Origin of the sequence: Aurantimicrobium sp. (assembly GCF_036667855.1) — a bacterium.
Lineage (GTDB): Bacteria > Actinomycetota > Actinomycetes > Actinomycetales > Microbacteriaceae > Aurantimicrobium.
In genome coordinates, this window is the sequence record NZ_JAVWTF010000002.1 from 53,257 (window position 1) to 73,157 (window position 19,901).

The window sequence follows — 19,901 nt, forward strand, 5'->3', positions numbered from 1 at the left end:
ACAACGGTGCTGGTAAGTCAACACTGATCAAGGGCCTCTCCGGCGTCCAGCCGTTTGACGAAGGTACCGTGAAGTTTGAAGGCGAAGACGTTCACATCACTTCTGCTCGTCAGTCCAGTGCTCTCGGCATCGAGGTTGTGTACCAGGACCTCGCCCTGTGCGACAACCTCGACATCGTGCAGAACATGTTCCTTGGTCGCGAAGAAACCACCATGGGAACTCTCAACGAAGCTGAGATGGAATTTGCTGCCACAAAGGCGCTGCAGTCCCTGTCTGTTCGCACTGTGAAGTCGGTTCGCCAGAAGGTATCTTCCCTCTCCGGTGGTCAGCGCCAGACCGTTGCAATTGGTCGCTCAGTTCTCCGTAACGCCAAGATGGTTATCCTCGATGAGCCCACCGCTGCTCTGGGTGTTGCCCAGACCGAGCAGGTACTCAACTTGGTTCGCCGTCTGGCAGACAGCGGCATCGCTGTCATCATCATTAGCCACAACCTGGCTGACGTGTTCCAGGTCTGCGATGACATCGCAGTCCTGTACCTCGGTCGTATGGTTGCATCCCTGAAGACCAGTGAAACTAACCGCGACGACGTTGTTGGTTACATCACTGGCACGAAGAGCTTGGAAGAGGTCAACTAATGTCGACTCCTACACTGATTGCCTCCGGTCAAGAAGGCACCATCAAAGATCAGATCGTTGGATACTTCCAGCGCATCAAGAACGGTGACATGGGTGCATTGCCTGCTGTTATTGCTCTGTTTGCTTTGGCCGCACTCTTTGCCGGTCTGAGCCCCTACTTCCTCACCAAGCTCAATGTGGCAAACCTGTTCGTGCAGGCAGCAGAACTCACCGTTCTGGCGTGTGCACTGGTATTCGTTCTGCTGCTGGCCGAGATCGACCTTTCCGCCGGTGTGACCGCCGGTGTAGGTATGGGTCTGTTCATCATCTTGAACCAGAAGATGGGCCTTCCTTGGTGGGTTGCTGTCTTGGGTGCCCTACTCCTGGGAAGCGCCGTAGGTTCCTTCATTGGCTTCTTTGTCGCCAAGATTGGTGTGCCGTCCTTCGTGGTGACACTGGGTCTGTTCCTGGGATTCCAGGGACTCCAGCTGATCATGCTCGGTGACGGTGGCCTCTACCGCGTTGACGTTCCTGAAATCCTCGCACTGATGAACTCCAACATGCCTGGTTGGGCTGGTTGGCTCATGGTCGTTGTGATGGTCCTGGGAACCCTCGGGCTTTCCCTCTGGGATCGTGCACGTCGCACCAAGGCTGGTCTGGCTACTCGTCCCATCTCACTGCTGATCTCGAAGGTTGCCATCATTGGAATCCTCTCCGGTGCCATGGTGTACATCCTCAACGAGAACCGCAGCGTTTCGGTTCTGCCCATTAGCGGTGTTCCCATCGTGATCCCCGTGGTTATCGGCATCATCTTCATTGGAACCTTCGTTCTGGACCGCACCCGCTTCGGTCGCCACCTTTACGCAGTTGGTGGCAACCCTGAAGCAGCTCGTCGTTCCGGTATCAAGGTTGCGTCGATCCGCATCTCCGCATTCGTCATCTGTTCCACACTGGCTGTGGTTTCCGGTCTGCTCCACGTCAGCCGCCTCGGTTCCGTGGAAGCATCCGCTGGACGCTCCATCGTGCTCTCGGGTGTTGCTGCCGCCGTCGTGGGTGGCGTCAGTCTCTTCGGTGGTCGCGGAAAGCTCATCCACGCCGCAATCGGTGCACTGGTTATCGCCATCATCGACAACGGTCTGGGTCTGATCGGTCTTCCAGCAGGTATTAACTTCCTGGTTACCGGTGGTGTTCTGATTGCAGCTGCAACCATCGACGCACTGTCCCGTAAGCGTTCGGGTGGTTCGTTAGTCAGGATGTAGCTGACCTACACGACAAACGCAGTAGACCCCGACTCACTGAGTCGGGGTCTACTCATATCTGTGGGAAGTTATTTTCCAGCGTTGATCACATTGTTGAGTGCTTCTTGGAATCCAGGGTCAGCAAACAAGGCAATAAAGATGCAAGCAGTGGACAGCGCGTTAGAAATCACAGCACCGAGAACAGGAATCCACCACGAGAATTTCTTCGCCTTCATGCGTTGGCGAGAAATCCACACCACCATGGCCAAAACAACAGCCTGGATAGTGACGGCAATCCATCCCATTTGAACGGCGAAGGTAATGTTCTCAAAGTTGCCCAGTTTGAACGCGGGGTTCAAGGCGTTGAGCTCTTCATAGAGCAGGTTCATCGAGTTACGTGGGTTGATGTAGTCGCCGAGTCCGGAGAATACCGAATACACCGCGACAAAGATCAAACCCCAAGTGATCATGCGATCGAAAGCAAGGCTCCGCTCCTTCTTCTCTTCTGGAGTGAGAAGAACCGGAACCTGCTTCGAGTCGTTCTTGTCTTTCTTGACGTTCGTATCCTGTGCGGCAGGGGTCACCTGAGCAGCCTTGTCTTCCTCGGCGGAAGCAGGCGTGGTCTCAGGAGTCTCTGCCATGGAAATGAGTGTCTTACTTGCCGGAGTGACCAGCAGAGCCGAGCTGGTGAGTTGCCTGACCAACACGAGCTGCCATGGCAGTCTCAGCGAGCTTGCCCCATGCGCGGGGGTCGTAGATCTTCTTGTTACCCATTTCGCCATCAACCTTGAGCACGCCGTCGTAGTTGCGGAACATTGTGTCTGCAACGGAGCGGGTGTAGGCGTACTGGGTGTCGGTGTCGACGTTCATCTTGATAACACCGTTAGCAACAGCTTCAGCAATCTCTGCGTCAGTTGAACCAGAACCACCGTGGAATACGAGGTCGAAAGGCTTAGCTGCGGTGCCGAACTTAGCTGCAACGCCTTCCTGGATTTCCTTGAGGAGTTCGGGACGCAGCTTGACGTTTCCGGGCTTGTACACACCGTGCACGTTACCGAAGGTCATGGCTGCCATGTAGCGACCATTCTCGCCAAGACCCAGAGCCTCAACGGTCTTGATGCCGTCTTCGATGGTGGTGTAGAGGCTGTCGTTGATGTCGTGAGAGACGCCGTCTTCCTCGCCACCGACAACACCGATCTCAACCTCGAGGATGGCGTTGATGTTCTTGGTCTTCTCGAGCATCATCTGAGCGATCTCAAGGTTCTCCGCCAGAGGAACAGCGGAACCGTCCCACATGTGTGACTGGAAGATGGGGTTACGGCCAGCCTTGACCTCTTCTTCGCTAGCTGCGATGAGAGGAAGAACGAAGTCATCAAGAGCGTTCTTGGGGCAGTGGTCGGTGTGAAGTGCCACGGTGATGGGGTAGCTCTTTGCTACTTCGTGAGCGAACTTCGCGAATGCGAGTGCACCGGTAGCACGTGCCTTGACGGTGTGACCTGCGAAGTAGTCAGCGCCACCAGTGGTGACCTGGATGATTCCGTCAGAGCCGGCCTCGGTCAGTCCCTGAAGTACAGCGTTGAGCGTCTGTGAGCTCGAAACGTTGAACGCGGGGTATGCAAAGCCCTTGGCCTTTGCCTTGTCGAGCATTTCTGCATACTGTTCCGGGGTTGCGACGGGCATGTCATCTCCTAGGTATTTGGCGCGAGGAATAGAGGGAAAGCGCCCTTCTAGTCTAACCAGCACGACGACAGACGTGATTCGGATATGAATGAGATGAATACGCACTATTACGCACGTCGACTGGGGAATGACGCGCGTCGACGCCTATGGTGGGAATTGTGACTACGACAAACACAGGCATTCTGAACCTTCACCCCGATCGCAACCTAGGTATGGAGCTGGTGCGTGCCACCGAAGCTGCTGCTATTCGTGCGGTTCCCTTCATCGGCCATGGCGACAAGAATGCAGCTGACAAGGCTGCAGTCGACGCCATGCGCGCATTCCTTGCCACCGTGAACTTCGATGGCGTCATCGTGATCGGTGAGGGCGAGAAGGACGAAGCTCCCATGCTCTTCAACGGTGAGCACGTCGGTAACGGTCGTGGTCCTGCCTGTGACATTGCTGTTGACCCCATCGACGGCACCAGCCTCACGGCTGCGGGCCGCCAGAATGCGGTCTCGGTCATTGCGGTCTCTGACCGCGGCACCATGCTGGATGCCTCTTCTGTCTTCTACATGAACAAGATCGCCACCGGCCCCGAAGGAATTGGTGTCGTCGACATTCGCAAGCCCATTGGTGAGAACATTCGTGCCCTCGCCAAGGCAACTGGTCGCAACGTCGGAGATATCCGCGTGGCCATTCTTGACCGACCTCGTCACGAAGGACTTATCCAAGAGATCCGTGACGCCGGTGCGGGAACCCGACTACTTCTTGATGGTGATGTCGCAGGTGGCATCAATGCTGCCCGCTACGAGTCACGCATCGATATGTGTGTAGGAATCGGCGGCAGCCCAGAAGGTGTGGTCACCGCCTGTGCCATAAAGGCACTCGGTGGTCAGATCCAGGCCATTTTGGCTCCGAAGGATGACGAAGAAAAGCAGCGGGGCATTGACGCAGGTCTGAAGTTTGACCACGTCTATGACCAAGACTCTCTCGTCACCAGCGACAACACCTTCTTTGTTGCCACCGGTGTAACTGATGGTGGTCTGGTGGAAGGTGTTCGCCGCAAGGGACCCATCATTCGCACCGACAGCATCATTCTGCGTGGTCGCTCCGGCACCATTCGCCGTGTTCAGGCGGACTACCGCGCTGATCGCTGGCTCGAGGTCTAAGCAGTCAGCTTCAATTCTGCGTCAACCATGCGGTTGCGACGCAGAATCAGTGCAGCAGGAATATTTGCTGCCACAGAAACGACCAGCAGGGTCGTGAGTACGACAGTCCAGCTGTTCGTGCTGCTGTAGAGAATGCCCATCAATGGCGGAGCCATTGCTGCGCTGAGATACGCCACGATCTGGGCAAAGCCAGAGAGGGCCATGGAGCTGCGCACATTTGCAGTGCGGAGATTGACCAGGGTGAGAGCCAAGGGAAATTCGAGACAGCCCGTTCCCACGATGGCAACCCAGAGCCAGATCAGATGCTCAGGAGCGAACAAGAGCCCTAAGTAACCCACTAGGAAGAACACGCTCGAGATGGTCACTAGCCAGTGCACGTGCTTTCCCATGCGCTTAGCCAGACCAGGGGTCACGAACGCCAATGGCAAACCAATGCCGGCAAAGAGCGCCAAGAGTGCGCCACTTTGTGCAGGAGTGACACCAGCAATATCTATCAAGATCACGGGCATCCACGCATACATGGCATAACCAGTAATCGACGAGACAGCTAAGACCAGTCCCACAGACCATGCGGTGGGGGAGCGCCACGGATGAATCTTCTGCACCTGGGGTGAAGATTCGGGGGCGTCATAGCTGGTGTCTTTGCGGTGTGAGCGGAACTCGAGAATCCAGGGAATCAGCGCAATGATCGCGAAGAATGCCCACTGCAACAGTGAGCCTCTCCACGTCACCACCTCGGCCACAGGAACAGCAATGAGGGCGGGGAGGAAAGCGGAGATGGACATGACCGACATGTAGATGGCGGTCATGGTGCTGACCTTGTCGGGGAAGTACTTTCGCACCGCGGGTGGCATTGCCACGTTGGCAAAGCCCATACCCACCAAGGCGGCAAGGGTTCCCAGTGCCAATGTTTGCCAGTTCACAGAGATTGCCCGAACAATATGCCCTGTAATCATCAGAACGAGAGCCAAGATGAGTGTGCGCTCAATACCGATGCGCTTCTCAATACGAGGCGTGAAGATGCCGCCGGCTGCAAAGCTCAACGGGGCGATTGCTCCGAGGAGTGCAATGGCAGCCGTGTTGAGTTCGTAGGTCTTGCTGATTTCAGGGATTAAGGGGGAGAGTCCAGCAACAGCTGCACGCATGCTGAAGGCAACTAGAACAATGCCCGCAAACGCTAAAACGCGCCCGGCGAGCAAAGCTCGAGGCGCGTTTGCTGATGGGGAACTCACGTTCCCATCATGTCATTAGCTGGAGAGGGTGTTGTTATCAGGGTCCACCAGCTCACCCGCAGTGAGGGGCTTAGGTGCTTCATGCACCTCGATGCCCTCGGGAAGGATCTTGGTGGGGTCAATGCCGGGAAACTTGCGAGCCGTTGAGAGAACGCGAGTCTCCAGCGAGGAGATGAAGCCGTTGTAGTGCTTGACGGTGTTCTCAATCGCCTTACGTAGATCTTCAGTGTGTTTGGTCATCGTGCTCAGGCGTGAGTAAAGCTCGATACCGAGATCGAAGAGCTTTTTCGCTTCATCGGTAACGACCTGCTGCTGCCAGGTGTAGGAAACCGTCTTGAGAACGGCCCACAGGTTCACAGGGGAAGCTAGCGCTACGCGCTTGCCAAAGGCGTAATCCAACAGAGTGGGGTCTGCTTCGAGGGCAGAAGCAAGGAGTGATTCACTGGGGATAAATGCCAGAACGAATTCTGGGCTGAAGTCGAAACCACTCCAGTAGCTCTTGGAGCTCAGTGCATCTACGTGGGAACGCACGGCCTTCACGTGAGCACCCATCAGTGACTTGCGACGTGCAGCTTCTTCACCGGTTGCGGTGATGGGAATCTGGCTTGCCTCGAGGTAGGAGTTGAAAGGCACCTTGGCGTCGATGACGATGGTCTTTCCGCCCGGCAGGTTGATCACCATGTCGGGACGGATGGTTCCACCGTCGGTCTTCATGGTGGTTTGAGTGTCAAAGTCCACATGCGCGGTGAGGCCGGCAACTTCAACCAAGCGGCGAAGCTGGGCTTCACCCCAGGTGCCACGAACGCTGTTTGAGCTGAGTGCTGAAGCAAGAGATTGTGTTGTCGCGCGAAGTTCTTCACCAAACTGACGCGACTGGGTCAGTTGCTGAGCAATCTGGCCGTATTGTTCCTGGCGTTGGTTCTCCAGATCATTGACCTTGGTCTGCATGGCCTGCAGGGTTTCTTTGACAGGGGCTAGGGCTTCAAGGACTTTGTGCTCTTCGCGAGCACGTGCTGCTTCGTCTTCTTGCTTGCGCTCGCTGACTTCGCGAAGTTCACTCAGCATGCGCTCGAGGGTCTCGATCTGTTCTTCTTTGCCGGCGACGCGTGCTTCGGCAGTTGCCACGCGCACGGCGAGGTCACCAGCGTCGCTGGGCAGAGATTTGCGGGCACGTAGGCCCCAACCAATCGCAATTCCGGCAATAATTCCGGCAATCAAACCAAGGATAAGAAACAGTGAAGACTCCATGTTCACAGTGTCTCAGTACCGGGGGACATTTCGGTGTTGCGCTCGCGTTTAAGCCCGCGTAATGTCAGACTTGTCAATATGTCCTAACATATGTACGTTAGAGCTATTAGATTTGTTATCCAACCCTCTTGAGAAAGTTGTACATCGCAGTATGACCGCCGCATCCACAACCCCATTCGATGTCATTACCATCGGTCGCGTTGGCATTGACATCTACCCTTTGCAGGACGGTGTGGGCCTCGAGAAGGTTGAAACCTTCGGTAAGTACCTTGGTGGCTCCGCCACCAACGTTGCTGTTGCTGCAGCACGCCACGGCCTCAAGTCTGCTGTCATTACCCGCACCGGTAACGACCCCTTTGGTAAGTACGTCCACGAAGAGCTGCGTCGTCTCGGTGTCAGCGATGAATTCGTTTCCGGCGTTGAAGGTCTGAACACTCCTGTTGTGTTCTGCGAAATCTTCCCACCAGATGACTTCCCCCTCTACTTCTACCGCGACCCCATCGCTCCTGACCTCGTGATCAAGGCCAACGAGCTGGACCTGGACGCTATTGCGAACGCCAAGATTTACTGGTCCACCGTGACTGGTCTTTCAGAGGAGCCCAGCCGCAGTGCACACTTCGCTGCGTGGGAAGCACGTGGCCGCAAGCCACTGACCATCCTCGACTTGGACTACCGTCCCATGTTCTGGAAGAACCCCGAGAACGCATCTGTTCAGGTTGCCAAAGCACTCGAGAACGTCACTGTTGCTGTCGGCAACAAGGAAGAGTGCGAAGTAGCTGTCGGCGAAACCGAACCACACCGCGCCGCAGATGCTCTGCTGGAACGCGGTATTGAGCTCGCGATTGTGAAGCAGGGACCCAAGGGCGTTCTGGCGAAGACCAAGGACGAGACCGTTGAGGTTCCCCCTTACTTCGTTGATGTCATCAACGGCCTCGGAGCTGGCGACAGCTTCGGTGGTGCTCTGTGCTACGGCCTGCTCCAGGGTTGGGGTCTTGAGAAGATCTTGCGCTTTGCCAACGTGGCAGGTGCTGTGGTGGCAAGCCGCCGCGAATGTTCAACCGCCATGCCAACGACGGCAGAGGTGGAAGCAATTCTGAAGGAGATTGGCGCATGAGCACTATCGATTTAGACGCCCTGCGCAAGACGCGTGCAGAGAACCCCGGCAAGATTGCCGAAGTTCTCGCCAACCGCAAGCGCCGTGAGCTCCTCCGTGGCGATGGCAAGCTCTTCATTGTTGCTGCTGACCATCCTGCACGTGGTGCTCTCGGCGTTGGCAAGAACGAATCCGCTATGGCAGACCGCAACGTTTTGCTCGAGCGTCTGGCACTTGCCCTCTCTCGCCCCGGCGTTGACGGTGTCCTCGGCACCCCCGACATCATTGAAGACCTCGCTCTGCTCGGACTTCTGGATGACAAGATTGTGGTCGGTTCCATGAACCGTGGCGGCCTCAAAGGCGCCTCTTTCGAAATGGACGACCGTTACACCGCGTATGACGTTGACGGCATCGTCGAATCAGGCCTGGACTTCGGTAAGAACCTGGTTCGCATCAACCTCAAGGACGCCGGTTCTGTTGACACTCTTGAAGCCACTGCATTAGCAGTGTCTGATGCTGCAGACGCAGAGCTTCCCATCATGCTCGAACCCTTTATGAGCGAGTGGGTAGATGGCAAGATTGTGAATGACCTCTCACCCGATGCGGTCATCCTGTCGATTGCTATTGCGTCAGGTCTGGGTAACTCCAGTGCCTACTCATGGCTCAAGCTTCCCGTTGTCCCAGAAATGGAACGCGTTATGGCTTCGACAACACTTCCAACTCTCCTCCTTGGAGGAGATCCCAACGGCGATGCAGAAGAAACCTTCGCCTCGTGGGCTGCAGCCCTCGCTCTCCCCGGAGTGCGCGGACTGGTTGTTGGTCGTAGCCTGCTTTACCCCGCCGACGGAGACGTAGCCTCCGCCATCGACACCGCTGCCGCACTGGTTCACGGTTCCTAAGCACTTATAGAAAACCCCTCACGAAAGAAGATCAATGTCTACTCTTCCCGTAGTTGGCCACTGGATTGATGGCGCTGAAGTTGTCAGCACTTCCGGTCGCACCGCACCTGTTTATGACCCCGCTCTTGGTGAAATCACCAAGGAGGTCGCTCTCGCTAACCAAGCAGAAATCAAGGCAGCAATTGAATCTGCTGCTGCGGCTTTCCCCGCATGGCGTGACCAGTCACTGGCAAAGCGACAGCAGATCATCTTCAAGTTCCGTGAGTTGCTCAACGAGCGCAAGGGCGAACTGGCCGAGATCATCACTTCCGAGCACGGCAAGGTTCTCTCCGATGCTCTCGGTGAGATCACTCGTGGTCAGGAAGTTGTGGAGTTTGCGTGTGGTCTGAACCAGATGCTCAAGGGTGAATATTCCGAGAACGCTTCCACTGGTGTGGATGTCTACTCAACCCGTCAGCCTCTTGGCGTTGTGGGCGTTATCTCGCCCTTCAACTTCCCAGCCATGGTTCCTATGTGGTTCTTCCCCGTAGCGATTGCTGCAGGTAACACTGTCGTGCTGAAGCCTTCGGAGAAGGATCCCACCGCAGCTATCTGGATGGCCAAGCTGTTCAAGGAAGCTGGTCTTCCTGATGGCGTCTTCACTGTGTTGAACGGTGACAAGGAATCTGTAGATGGCCTGCTGGAGCACCCTGCAGTTCAGGCGATCTCCTTCGTGGGTTCCACACCTATTGCTCAGTACATCTACGAAACCGCAGCCAAGAACGGCAAGCGCGTACAGGCTCTCGGTGGCGCGAAGAACCACATGCTGGTTCTGCCCGACGCTGACCTTGAGCTGGTTGCTGACTCCGCTATCAACGCAGGCTTCGGTTCTGCTGGTGAACGCTGCATGGCCATCTCCGTCATTGTTGCTGTGGAACCTGTGGCAGATGCACTGATCGAAAAGATTGTTGCTCGCATGGGCAAGCTCACCACCGGTGATGGTCGTCGCAACTGCGACATGGGCCCATTGGTGACCAAGGTCCACCGTGACAAGGTTGCTTCCTACATCGATATCGCTATCGCTGATGGTGCAACAGTTGTTCACGACGGTCGTAACGACACCTTTGATGGTGCCGAGAACGGCTTCTGGCTTGGCCCCACCCTCATTGACAACGTGCCCACTACTTCCAAGGTTTACACCGAGGAAATCTTCGGCCCCGTGCTCTCTATCGTTCGAGTGAAGAGCTATGACGAAGGTGTTGAACTCATCAACAACGGTGCTTTCGGTAACGGAACCGCGATCTTCACCAACGATGGTGGTGCAGCTCGTCGTTTCCAGAACGAGATCGAGGTCGGCATGATCGGTATCAACGTGCCCATCCCCGTTCCCGTTGCCTACTACTCCTTCGGTGGTTGGAAGAACTCACTGTTCGGAGACACCAAGGCTCACGGCGCTGAAGGAGTTCACTTCTTCACTCGTGGCAAGGCCATCACTAGTCGCTGGCTTGACCCCAGCCACGGTGGCATCAACCTGGGCTTCCCCCAGAACTAGTTAGACAGACCTGGCCGGGCGTCGTCTCCGCCCGGCCAGGAACTTTACTCAACGAGGAGCGTGAAGAACATGACACACACAAACAGTGGTGACTGGTTCTTTGAGCGCACCTCGCTGGCCCGCGACGGCTGGGAGTCTGTGGTTGATAAAACCATCGACGGCTGGAAATACACCGGCATTCGCGTGGCAGAACTTAATGGAACCTCTGTTCCTCTCGAAGCAACCGCAGTTGAGCGCATTATTGTGCCGCTGTCTGGTTCCTTCACCGTGGCGTACCAGCTCGCAGATGACCCTGGTTCGCACGCTCAGGTCCTCGCTGGACGAAAGTCCGTATTCCACGGACCCACAGATGTTCTCTACCTGCCTACTGGCACGGATGCTGAAATCTCCGGCACCGGTCGTGTTGCTGTGGCTGAAGCTCCCACGGAGCAGCACTTCCCTGCTGCCTATATCCCTGCTGAGGGGGTGCCAGTTGAACTCCGGGGGGCCGGTCGGTCGAGTCGCCAGGTTCACAACTTCGGCACCCCCCAAGCATTGGCAGCTGACCGCCTCATTGTCTGCGAAGTGATCACTCCCGCAGAGAACTGGTCAAGCTACCCACCTCACAAGCACGACGAGCACATCCCTGGGCACGAGTCGCACCTCGAAGAGATTTACTACTTCGAAACGGCCACCGCCAAGGGCCTTGATGCTCCCGCTGCTGCCGAGCCTTTCGGTTACATGCGCACCTATGCGTCCGTAGCTGGCCCCATCGACACTCTCGAAGAGGTTCACTCCGGAGATATCGCTTTAGTTCCCCACGGATGGCACGGCCCCTGCGTGGCAGCACCCGGGTATGACCTCTACTACTTGAACGTCATGGCTGGACCAGACCCTGACCGGGTCTGGCAGATCAGTGACGACCCCGCCCACGCGTGGATCCGCGAGACCTGGAACGGTCAAGAGATCGACCCCCGACTTCCCTACACGGCTTAGTAAAAGAAATATCGAGAGGCACCCATGACTTCGCGTCGCATGACTGTTAGCCAGGCACTCATTGAGTTCTTGGGACACCAGTTCACCGTTGACGGTGACCACCGTGAGCGCACCATTGCGGGTACCTTCGGCATCTTCGGTCATGGGAACGTGGCAGGTATTGGTCAGGCGCTCAAGCAGTTCTCACTCGACCAGCCAGGCCTCATGCCTTACTACCAGGCACGCAATGAACAGGGCATGGTGCACGAATCTATTGCGTATTCACGCATGACTCGTCGTCGTTCAACTTTCGCAAACGCAGCATCTGTAGGCCCCGGTGCCACCAACATGCTTACTGGAGCTGCTGTTGCCACCACCAACCGCCTTCCAGTTCTGCTTCTTCCTTCGGACACTTTCGCTACTCGCGTGGCAGATCCCGTGCTGCAGCAGCTCGAGCTTCCCCACGACGCCAGCATGAGTGTCAACGACGCCTTCAAGCCACTGTCTCGATTCTTTGATCGCGTGCAGCGCCCCGAACAGCTGTTCTCTGCTGCTCTCGGTGCCATGCGTGTTCTGACAGATCCCGTTGAAACCGGTGCCGTCACCATTGCTCTTCCCGAAGATGTTCAGGCAGAAGTTATTGACGTTCCAGCTGAATTCTTGGCGGACCGCGAATGGCACATTCGCCGTCCTCGCCCAGATGCTGGCCTCATGGCTGAGGTTGCACGTCAAATCGCAGGTGCAAAGAACCCCTTCATTGTCGCGGGTGGTGGCGTCATTTACTCTGACGCTGCAGAAGCACTTCGCGTGTTCGTGGAAGCAACGGGTATTCCTGTGGGCATGAGCCAGGCAGGCGTGGGATCACTCAACTGGGATCACCCCCAGAACATGGGCTCTGTCGGAGCCACCGGCACCACTGCAGCTAACCGTCTTGCTGCTGAAGCAGATCTCATCATTGGTATTGGAACCCGCTACAGCGACTTCACTGCCGCGAGCCGCACCGCCTTCCGTAACCCCAATGTTCGATTCATCAACATCAACATCGCTTCGTTTGACGCGTTCAAGCACGGAAGTGCTCTTCCTGTTGTGGCAGATGCTCGTGAGTCACTGCGTGAACTCAGTGACGTCATTTCCGGCTACCACGTCAGTGCTGAATACGCTGCTCGTGCAGCTGCCGAGAAGGCAGAGTGGGATGCCGTTGTAGACGAAGCATTCGTGCCTCGTGGTCTCGAACTTCCTAGTCAGACCGAAATCATTGGTGCTGTTCAGCAGGCTTCAGACCCACGCGATGTGCTGGTGTGTGCTGCAGGTTCACTTCCTGGTGATCTTCACAAGCTGTGGCGTGTGCGCGACGACCTGGGTTACCACGTTGAATATGCCTTCTCCTGCATGGGTTATGAAATTGCCGCAGGTATTGGTGTTGCCCGTGCAGATAAGACGCGTGACGCCATTGTCATGGTCGGGGATGGTTCATTCCTTATGCTCAACTCGGAGATTGTCTCAGCCGTTGCTGAGGGCATCAAGTTCATCATTGTGCTGATTCAGAACCACGGTTATGCCTCTATTGGTCACCTCAGCGAGACCGTTGGATCGCAACGTTACGGAACTTTGTATCGAACCCGTGACGAAGCTGGAAACAACTTCGAGCAGGGGGAGAAGCTTCCTGTTGACCTCGCCCACAGTGCGGAAGGTCTCGGTATTGATGTCATTCGTGTGGAGCCAACCACCAACGCCATCGCGGACCTTTCGGCTGCCGTGAAGGCAGCTAAGGCCAGCGATCGCGCCACGTTAATACACATCAACAGCGACCCACTGCTCTACTCGCCATCTGGTGAGGGCTGGTGGGATGTCCCCATCGCTGAGGTTTCCACCATGGAATCTACTCAGAAGTCACGCGCTAACTACGAGGAAGCTGTGAAAGCACAGAACCTGTACCTTGGCCGCGGATCAGCAGACCGTAACTAACCACACTTTCCCATTTAGAACACGACTACTCAGGAGAAACCCCATGACTCAGAACGTCCGCATCGGGCTCATCGGCACTGGCCGTATTGGTCAGGTTCACGCTGCAAGCATTGCCGACACTAAGGGAGCTGAACTCACCTGGGTGTGTGACGTGTTCGTTGAAGGTGCTGAAAAGGTAGCCGCCGAATTTGGTGGCAAGGTCACTGCAGACCCTGCAGAAGTTTTTGCTTCTGGCGAAGTTGACGTTGTCGTCATTGCTTCTCCAACAAATACTCACGTTGAACTCATCAATGCAGCAATTGATGCTGGCGTGCATGCACTGTGCGAAAAGCCCATTGATCTCGATATCACTCGTGTGGACGGACTTCGAGAGAAGGCCTCTTCCGCAAAGACTCAGATTGCTTTGGGCTTCAATCGCCGCTTCGACCCACAGTTTGAAGAAATTCAGAATCGCGTAGCCGCGGGGGAAATTGGAACTCTGGAGCAGCTGACCATCATCAGCCGTGACCCTGCACCAGCACCTCAGGCATACATTGCTGTTTCTGGCGGAATTTTCCGTGACATGACCATCCACGATTTTGATATGGCTCGATACTTTGTCCCAAATATTGTTGAGGTCACTGCAGTCGGGGCAAACAGCTTTAGTGATTACATCAAGGAAGAAGGCGACTTCGACTCTGTTGTCGTTACCCTTCGCGGTGAGAACAATGAGCTCGTTAACATCATCAACTCGCGGCACAGCAGCTATGGCTATGACCAGCGCCTCGAAGCTTTTGGCTCTGACGGAATGCTCTACGCGCAAAACGTGGGGCCTACTACTGTTCAGAAATACTCCGCAATTGAGTCAGAAGCACGTAAGCCCTACCTTGATTTCTTCTTGGAGCGCTATGCAGTTGCGTACCGTCGTGAATTGGCAGTTTTCCTCGACGGCATCCGTGAGGGTAAAACAACCAACCCCACATTCGAGGATGGTCGTGCAGCTCTCGTATTGGCTGATGCTGCAATTGAATCTGCTCGCACCGGCAAGACTGTAGACGTCCGCGGCAAGCTCTAAATGAAGGCGACGACGGCCTGGATCTGGGCCATCTTCACCCTCTTCTTCACAAGAGGTCTCCTTTTTGCAACCTGGTCTACTCGTGGACCAGAGATTCGCGACGCTCTCAACCTAGATCTTCAAGCAATGGGCTGGTACGCGGCCTGCTTGAGTGTGGGTTCGGTCACGGGTGTGCTGATTTCTGAACGCATCGTGGAGAAGATTGGTTCTCGTCGCTATTCCATCCTGAGTTACGTCATCCTGGGCGGCGCACTGGTATTACTGGGCTTGAACTTGGCGTGGGAGAACACTCCCATGTCGTTCTTGGTGACAGCACTCCTCGGTTTGCCCTTGGGTATGGCTGACTATGACAACAACCTCGAAGCTTCGAATATCAACCGTGAATCAGCCAAGAACCGCGTTCCCATGCTCCACGGTGGCTATAGCGTCGGTGTGCTTCTGGGTTCTGCTCTGGTTGGTGTTGCAATTACCGCTGGCCTCGGTATCACGCCTGACTTCATTTCGATTGGTCTCATCGTCATTGCGTTGTCCGTCTTGGTTTCCTTTGCCATCGGCAAAAACAACGGCAAAGTTGACCGAAGCCACATGGCATCGTCCGAAATTGCCAAAATCTCCTTCAAGGCAATTGCGAAAGAATCCCGCAGCCGTCAGATTGGTCTGATTGGTTTCGCTTTCGTCTTTGCTGAGGGCGTTGGTGTGGTCTGGATCCCGATTGCACTCGTGCAGCAGGGATTCTCACCGGCATTGGCAGCGTTTAGCTACACCCTCTTCGGCTTGGGCTTCGTCATCATGCGCTTCGTGGGCGGACCTATTGCGGACAAGATCGGTCGTCGCAAGGTTGTCTTGTTCTCTGCAATTACGGCAACAGCTGGAATTGTCATTTTCATGGCAACACCGCTTCTGTCCATCCCGCTGGTTGGAGCTTTGCTCTGGGGTCTGGGTGACTCTATTGGTCTGGCCATGTGTGTCGCCGCGATGGGCGATGATCCACTTCGCGTCAGTGCTCGGATGAGCTTCCTCTGGACGCTGGTTTATCTCGCCAATCTCGCTGTTGGCCCGATTATTGGCTCACTGTCGAGCATCGGTGGGCTCTTGGCTGCATTCTTGGCGCCAATCATCTTGCTTGTCGCAGCCGGTGTGCTCAGCAAATCAGTTTCTGAAACGCATCCAGATGCGGTTCAGGAGACAGTGGCTACCTAATCTTTGTCTGCTTCCAGGTTGATAAATTCTTAGACCACGCGAAAAGCCCCAGCCAAATGGCTGGGGCTTTCTCGTTTAGCTCGTTACTTATGCCACCGAAGCCAAGGTGGTGGTGAGGAACTCCACTGAGGCGCGGGCATCTGCGATGGGGCCAGCTTCAGCAGCAGGTTCCTCATTCACAACGTTGTCCTGCTCGAGAACATACCAACCGGTGTAACCAGCCTTCTCGAGGGAGGCAAGGATGGTGGTGACGTCCACATCACCCTGACCCAGGGGAGTGTAGAGGCCCTGCACTACGCCTTGGTAGTAGGTGATCTCGCCGTCAATAACGCGCTGAGCAACAGCCTTGCGCACGTCTTTGAGGTGGACGTGACCGATACGGCCGGCGTGCTTCTGAGCGAACTCCACAGGATCGGTGCCACCGATCATCATGTGACCAGTGTCAAAGCAGAAGCCGATGTTGCTGCCTTCGAGAACACGCGTGATGTCCTCAGGGCGCTCCACAACAGTTCCCACGTGGGGGTGAATGACTGCCTTCACGCCATACTCGGCTGCAACTGCCTCGAGGTTGGTGAGGTTCTTCAGGAGGGTTGCCCAGTCTTCTTGGCTGAGAACGGGGCGGTCGTCATAACCGTCGAGTCCAGTGCTGGCAGCAAGAACCATAACTTCAGCGCCGGCAGTCTTGAAAGCTTCGAGTTCTGCGCGAATCTCAGGCTCGGGGTTGTGCTCGGGCTTGTGAAGCAAGACGGGAACAAACCCTCCCACTGCCTTCATGCCGTGCTTAGCAAGTACTTCTGAGCGCTTCGCGGGTTCCTCAGGGAGGAAGCCAAGAGGGCCGAATTCGCATGCGGTGTAGCCAACAGACTTCATTTCACTGAGAACGCGGTCCTGTTCCATCTGGTGACCCCAGCCGGGAACTTCACAGACGCCCCAAGAAATGGGAGCACCAGCAATCTTGTGTTGTGACATAGCTGTCTTTTCCTTTTCTTGATTTAGTTATTCAGGGGATTACGGAGCTTGAGTGCGGCAGTAGTTCCAGGGACTGAATCTACTGATACCCATGCCTTAGTTGCTACAGAATGTTCCGCAGCGTCGCAGACGAGTGCTGCAGCGTAGGCATCGTTGATGTTGGAGTTATCGCGAGCAGTACCGACATATGCCTGCAGGAACTTCTTAGCCTCGATGACCTTGAGGTCGTCGTAACCCATTGATGTTCCAGCACCAGGCTGGAAGTGTGAGAAATCACCAAACTGTGGACCAGCCATGATGCGCTGGTAACCCACGTGGGCGCCAGTGCGATCGAGAGCGAGGTGGAGTTCGTTCATACGTTCGAAGTCCCAGCTCAGTGAGCCTTCGGTGCCGTAGATCTCCAGATTGTAGCTGGCGCGCTTGCCGACGGTGACGCGGGATGCCTCCAAGGTTCCGATGGCACCTTCGGCTACTGCTTTGTTGCTGAGTCGAACAAGCATTGCTGCGTAGTCTTCGTTCTCAACGGGACCCATCTCGCCATCTTCGATGATGTCGAAGTGCGTTCCAGAACCCATCTGGGCAATGGGGCGTTCTGCATAAACAGTCTCGGTCAGTGCTGACACTTCGGCAACGGGGCCAATGACATAGTGCACGAGGTCAACCAGGTGTCCCATGAGATCACCGAGAACACCGCTACCTGCGAGTTCGCGAGTGAAGCGCCAGGAGAGTGCGCCCTTGGGTTCGGAAGAGTAGTCAGCAAAGAAGGTTCCGCGGAAGTTGGTGATGCGGCCGAGCTTGCCGGAAGCAATGAGTTCTTTCGCGTATTCAATGGCGGGGGCATGGCGATAGTTGAAGCCAATCGAGCTCACTACACCTGCTTTGAGTGCTGCGTCTTGGACAGACTTGGTGTCGGCTGCTCCGCGGCCAACAGGCTTTTCAATCCAGAAAGCCTTACCAGCTTCAGAGGCTGCGATACCAATCTCAGCGTGCAGGAAGTTGGGCGCACAAATAGAAACGACGTCTACGTCTTCACGCGCAAGGACCTCGCGGTAGTCCTGGGTGCCTTCTGCGAAACCGAGAACATTCTTTGCGTAGTCAATTCGCTCGAGTGACGTGTCTGCCGCAATGATCAGTTTTGGTGTGATGCCCAATTCGGGATAAACCACCGGGATTGATTGGTAAGCACGGCTGTGGACCTTGCCCATCCAGCCGACCGAGATCAGCCCGACTCCTACTTCACGTTGAGGCACCATTGCCCTGCTCCTTTACATAGATGTTGCTTAATCATGACTTTGTTAGGTCAGAATCTCGGTTTGGTAACGATAAAAATTTATGGTTCCAAATTGTTCTTATGATGTGACATACTATCAAATGTTATGACAAACTGACTTTTGTTATAACAGACAATCACTCAACGAAGAGAGGTATGTGAATGTCCTTCAACAAGAAGATTGCGGGAGTTGTTGCAGCAGCAGCACTCGTCGCAGCATCACTCGCCGGTTGTGCACAGAGCACTTCTAGCGACACAGCAGCAGAACCAACCAAAGACATCAAAGTTTGTGTCTACACCCACGGTGACGGCGGAACCTTCTGGTCCGTAGCACAGGCTGGTGCAGAGCAGGCCGGTAAGGACCTCGGAATTACCGTGGACTACCAGGGTTCTTCGAACGACGCTGCTAAGGAAGCTCAGACCATCGAAGCCGGTATCACCGGTGGTTGCCAGGGAATCGCAGCTTCGGCTCCGGACCCAGACGCAATCAAGGACGCAATGCTTGCAGCTGCTGACGCTGGTATCCCCACCGTCACCATGAACTCCGGTTCTGCAGTATTCGCTGACCTGGGTGCATTTACCCACGTTGGTCAGGACGAGGTTGTTGCTGGTCGCGAGGCTGGTAAGAAGTTCAACGAGCTCGGCCTGAAGCACGTACTGTGCCCAATCCAGGAAGCTGCAAACGTTGGTCTGGCAGAGCGTTGCCAGGGTCTCGCTGAAACCTTCGCAGGTACTGTCACCAACTTCAACGCAGATGGTGCTCTTGCTGACCTTTCTGGTGCACAGGCAAAGATCCTTGCTGCTCTCCAGGCTGACCCAAGCATTGACGGTATCTTCACCCTCAACGCTGACGTAGCAACCGGTGCTGCTCTTCCTGCAGCACAGGCATCTGGTAGCGAAATCACCATCGGTACCGTTGACATGTCTGCAGACGCTCTGCAGTCGATCAAGGATGGCGACATCGCATTCGCAATTGACCAGCAGCAGTACGCACAGGGCTACATGTCCGTTGTGCTTCTGTACCTGGCAATCACTAACGCTAACGAGCTCGGTGGTGGACTCCCCATGTACACCGGTCCTGGCTTCGTAACCGCAGACAACGTAGACGTTGTCATGGGTTACGTAGAGGCTGGTACTCGCTAGTAGCAACACCCCTTTGTTACTGGCTGGTGGGCAATGCTCACCAGCCAGTAACACACCCCTTGTAGTACCCTCCACTATCGAAAGATCCTGCCGAAGATGACAGACACATCAGTACAGAAGAAAGATGAGCGACTTGGTCGCGTCTCTCTCTTCACCAAGCTTTTACGCCGACCCGAGTTCGGCGCCCTTCTCGGAGCGATCGTCATCTATGTGATGTTCGCCGTCGTTGACACCACTGGCCAGTTCACCACTTTGCAGGGAACCGCCGGATGGACCGACTTCGCTGCTCCGATTGGCATCATCGCAGTATTTGTAGCACTTCTGATGATCGCCGGTGAGTTCGACCTCTCCAGCGGTGTCATGGTGGGAACCTCTGGACTTTTGCTCGGACTTCTTGTTTCAGAGTTCCAATGGGGCATTTGGCCAGCAATTCTGTTCGTCATGGTTTTCGCAGGTCTTATCGGTCTCATGAACGGAATGTTGGTCATCAAAACAGGCCTTCCATCCTTCATCGTGACCCTCGCGACTTTCTTCATCTTGAAGGGTGCGAACCTGGCCGTCACTAAGGGCTTCACCGGCACCGTACGTGTCAGTGGCATCGACAAGGCTGACGGTTTTGATTCTGCCCGCGAGATTTTTGCAACGACCTTCAACTTCGCC

General features: G+C 55.5%; 17 protein-coding genes and 1 pseudogene. 12 read left to right on the forward strand and 6 right to left on the reverse strand.

Going from position 1 to position 19,901, the window contains the following annotated elements; translation table 11 throughout:
• Positions 1-635, forward strand: a 635-nt coding sequence (locus RR877_RS01635) for an ATP-binding cassette domain-containing protein (protein WP_332627613.1), incomplete at its 5' end; no start/stop codon positions are given.
• Entirely contained in the window at positions 635-1,873 is a 1,239-nt protein-coding gene (locus tag RR877_RS01640) for an ABC transporter permease (RefSeq protein ID WP_277495237.1), read from the forward strand. The genes RR877_RS01635 and RR877_RS01640, both read left to right, overlap by 1 nt.
• Before the next feature lie 68 nt (positions 1,874-1,941).
• On the opposite strand, the gene RR877_RS01645 is transcribed toward RR877_RS01640, so the two are convergent.
• Both RR877_RS01645 and fbaA read right to left on the reverse strand, forming a co-directional pair.
• Complete coding sequence (locus RR877_RS01645) at positions 1,942-2,559, reverse strand: DUF6264 family protein (protein WP_332627614.1); 618 nt, start codon at positions 2,557-2,559, stop codon at positions 1,942-1,944.
• Positions 2,507-3,532, reverse strand: a complete 1,026-nt coding sequence (gene fbaA / locus RR877_RS01650) for a class II fructose-bisphosphate aldolase (protein WP_277495235.1) — start codon at positions 3,530-3,532, stop codon at positions 2,507-2,509. Before fbaA ends, RR877_RS01645 begins: the two co-directional genes overlap by 53 nt.
• A gap of 146 nt (positions 3,533-3,678) precedes the next feature.
• On the opposite strand from fbaA, the gene glpX reads away from it, so the two are divergent.
• A complete protein-coding gene (gene glpX, locus RR877_RS01655) occupies positions 3,679-4,683 on the forward strand; it encodes a class II fructose-bisphosphatase (RefSeq protein WP_332551013.1) in 1,005 nt (334 codons plus the stop codon).
• Here glpX and RR877_RS01660 read toward each other — a convergent pair.
• Positions 4,680-5,915: an MFS transporter gene (locus tag RR877_RS01660; RefSeq protein ID WP_332551014.1), complete on the reverse strand. Its 1,236-nt coding sequence runs from the start codon at positions 5,913-5,915 to the stop codon at positions 4,680-4,682. The two genes, glpX and RR877_RS01660, sit on opposite strands and share 4 nt — an antisense overlap.
• Before the next feature lie 15 nt (positions 5,916-5,930).
• Positions 5,931-7,163 carry a DNA recombination protein RmuC gene (rmuC, locus tag RR877_RS01665; protein ID WP_332627616.1) on the reverse strand — a complete coding sequence of 411 codons (1,233 nt, stop codon included), beginning with the start codon at positions 7,161-7,163 and terminating at the stop codon, positions 5,931-5,933.
• Positions 7,164-7,314: 151 nt separating this feature from the next.
• Here rmuC and iolC point away from each other — a divergent pair, with 151 nt between their 5' ends.
• The 7 genes from iolC (at position 7,315) to RR877_RS01700 (ending at position 15,859) form a co-directional block, all read left to right on the forward strand.
• Positions 7,315-8,277, forward strand: a complete 963-nt coding sequence (iolC, locus tag RR877_RS01670) for a 5-dehydro-2-deoxygluconokinase (protein WP_280804759.1) — start codon at positions 7,315-7,317, stop codon at positions 8,275-8,277.
• Positions 8,274-9,155, forward strand: a complete 882-nt coding sequence (locus RR877_RS01675) for a deoxyribose-phosphate aldolase (RefSeq protein WP_280804760.1) — start codon at positions 8,274-8,276, stop codon at positions 9,153-9,155. Before iolC ends, RR877_RS01675 begins: the two co-directional genes overlap by 4 nt.
• A gap of 34 nt (positions 9,156-9,189) precedes the next feature.
• Positions 9,190-10,686 (forward strand): CoA-acylating methylmalonate-semialdehyde dehydrogenase, encoded by a 1,497-nt coding sequence (locus RR877_RS01680; RefSeq protein ID WP_332627618.1) that lies wholly within the window; start codon positions 9,190-9,192, stop codon positions 10,684-10,686.
• Between the two features lie 69 nt (positions 10,687-10,755).
• Entirely contained in the window at positions 10,756-11,661 is a 906-nt protein-coding gene (gene iolB / locus RR877_RS01685; protein ID WP_332551018.1) for a 5-deoxy-glucuronate isomerase, read from the forward strand.
• A gap of 24 nt (positions 11,662-11,685) precedes the next feature.
• The gene (gene iolD, locus RR877_RS01690) at positions 11,686-13,605 is read left to right on the forward strand and encodes a 3D-(3,5/4)-trihydroxycyclohexane-1,2-dione acylhydrolase (decyclizing) (protein WP_332551019.1); all 1,920 of its coding nucleotides are present in this window, start codon (positions 11,686-11,688) and stop codon (positions 13,603-13,605) included.
• Between the two features lie 43 nt (positions 13,606-13,648).
• On the forward strand, positions 13,649-14,659 hold the full coding sequence (iolG, locus tag RR877_RS01695; RefSeq protein WP_332551020.1) for an inositol 2-dehydrogenase: 1,011 nt from the start codon (positions 13,649-13,651) through the stop codon (positions 14,657-14,659).
• On the forward strand, positions 14,660-15,859 hold the full coding sequence (locus RR877_RS01700) for an MFS transporter (RefSeq protein ID WP_332551021.1): 1,200 nt from the start codon (positions 14,660-14,662) through the stop codon (positions 15,857-15,859). It begins immediately after the preceding gene.
• A gap of 87 nt (positions 15,860-15,946) precedes the next feature.
• On the opposite strand, the gene RR877_RS01705 is transcribed toward RR877_RS01700, so the two are convergent.
• Positions 15,947-16,828, reverse strand: a complete 882-nt coding sequence (locus RR877_RS01705) for a TIM barrel protein (protein WP_332551022.1) — start codon at positions 16,826-16,828, stop codon at positions 15,947-15,949.
• A gap of 23 nt (positions 16,829-16,851) precedes the next feature.
• Positions 16,852-18,081 carry a Gfo/Idh/MocA family oxidoreductase gene (locus RR877_RS01710; RefSeq protein ID WP_332627619.1) on the reverse strand — a complete coding sequence of 410 codons (1,230 nt, stop codon included), beginning with the start codon at positions 18,079-18,081 and terminating at the stop codon, positions 16,852-16,854.
• Positions 18,082-18,260: 179 nt separating this feature from the next.
• Here RR877_RS01710 and RR877_RS01715 point away from each other — a divergent pair, with 179 nt between their 5' ends.
• Positions 18,261-19,241 (forward strand): substrate-binding domain-containing protein, encoded by a 981-nt coding sequence (locus RR877_RS01715; RefSeq protein WP_332619030.1) that lies wholly within the window; start codon positions 18,261-18,263, stop codon positions 19,239-19,241.
• A 96-nt stretch (positions 19,242-19,337) separates the two neighbouring features.
• A pseudogene (locus RR877_RS01720) lies at positions 19,338-19,901 on the forward strand (ABC transporter permease); the annotation flags it as partial.

Excerpts from the sequence above, each read along its gene's own strand:
- RR877_RS01640 (WP_277495237.1), top strand. The coding sequence starts at position 635 with ATGTCGACTCCTACACTGATTGCCTCCGGTCAAGAAGGCACCATCAAA.
- fbaA (WP_277495235.1), bottom strand. The coding sequence starts at position 3,532 with ATGCCCGTCGCAACCCCGGAACAGTATGCAGAAATGCTCGACAAGGCA.
- glpX (WP_332551013.1), top strand. The coding sequence starts at position 3,679 with ATGGTGGGAATTGTGACTACGACAAACACAGGCATTCTGAACCTTCAC.
- rmuC (WP_332627616.1), bottom strand. The coding sequence starts at position 7,163 with ATGGAGTCTTCACTGTTTCTTATCCTTGGTTTGATTGCCGGAATTATT.
- iolC (WP_280804759.1), top strand. The coding sequence starts at position 7,315 with ATGACCGCCGCATCCACAACCCCATTCGATGTCATTACCATCGGTCGC.
- RR877_RS01675 (WP_280804760.1), top strand. The coding sequence starts at position 8,274 with ATGAGCACTATCGATTTAGACGCCCTGCGCAAGACGCGTGCAGAGAAC.
- RR877_RS01680 (WP_332627618.1), top strand. The coding sequence starts at position 9,190 with ATGTCTACTCTTCCCGTAGTTGGCCACTGGATTGATGGCGCTGAAGTT.
- iolB (WP_332551018.1), top strand. The coding sequence starts at position 10,756 with ATGACACACACAAACAGTGGTGACTGGTTCTTTGAGCGCACCTCGCTG.
- iolD (WP_332551019.1), top strand. The coding sequence starts at position 11,686 with ATGACTTCGCGTCGCATGACTGTTAGCCAGGCACTCATTGAGTTCTTG.
- iolG (WP_332551020.1), top strand. The coding sequence starts at position 13,649 with ATGACTCAGAACGTCCGCATCGGGCTCATCGGCACTGGCCGTATTGGT.
- RR877_RS01700 (WP_332551021.1), top strand. The coding sequence starts at position 14,660 with ATGAAGGCGACGACGGCCTGGATCTGGGCCATCTTCACCCTCTTCTTC.
- RR877_RS01705 (WP_332551022.1), bottom strand. The coding sequence starts at position 16,828 with ATGTCACAACACAAGATTGCTGGTGCTCCCATTTCTTGGGGCGTCTGT.
- RR877_RS01710 (WP_332627619.1), bottom strand. The coding sequence starts at position 18,081 with ATGGTGCCTCAACGTGAAGTAGGAGTCGGGCTGATCTCGGTCGGCTGG.
- RR877_RS01715 (WP_332619030.1), top strand. The coding sequence starts at position 18,261 with ATGTCCTTCAACAAGAAGATTGCGGGAGTTGTTGCAGCAGCAGCACTC.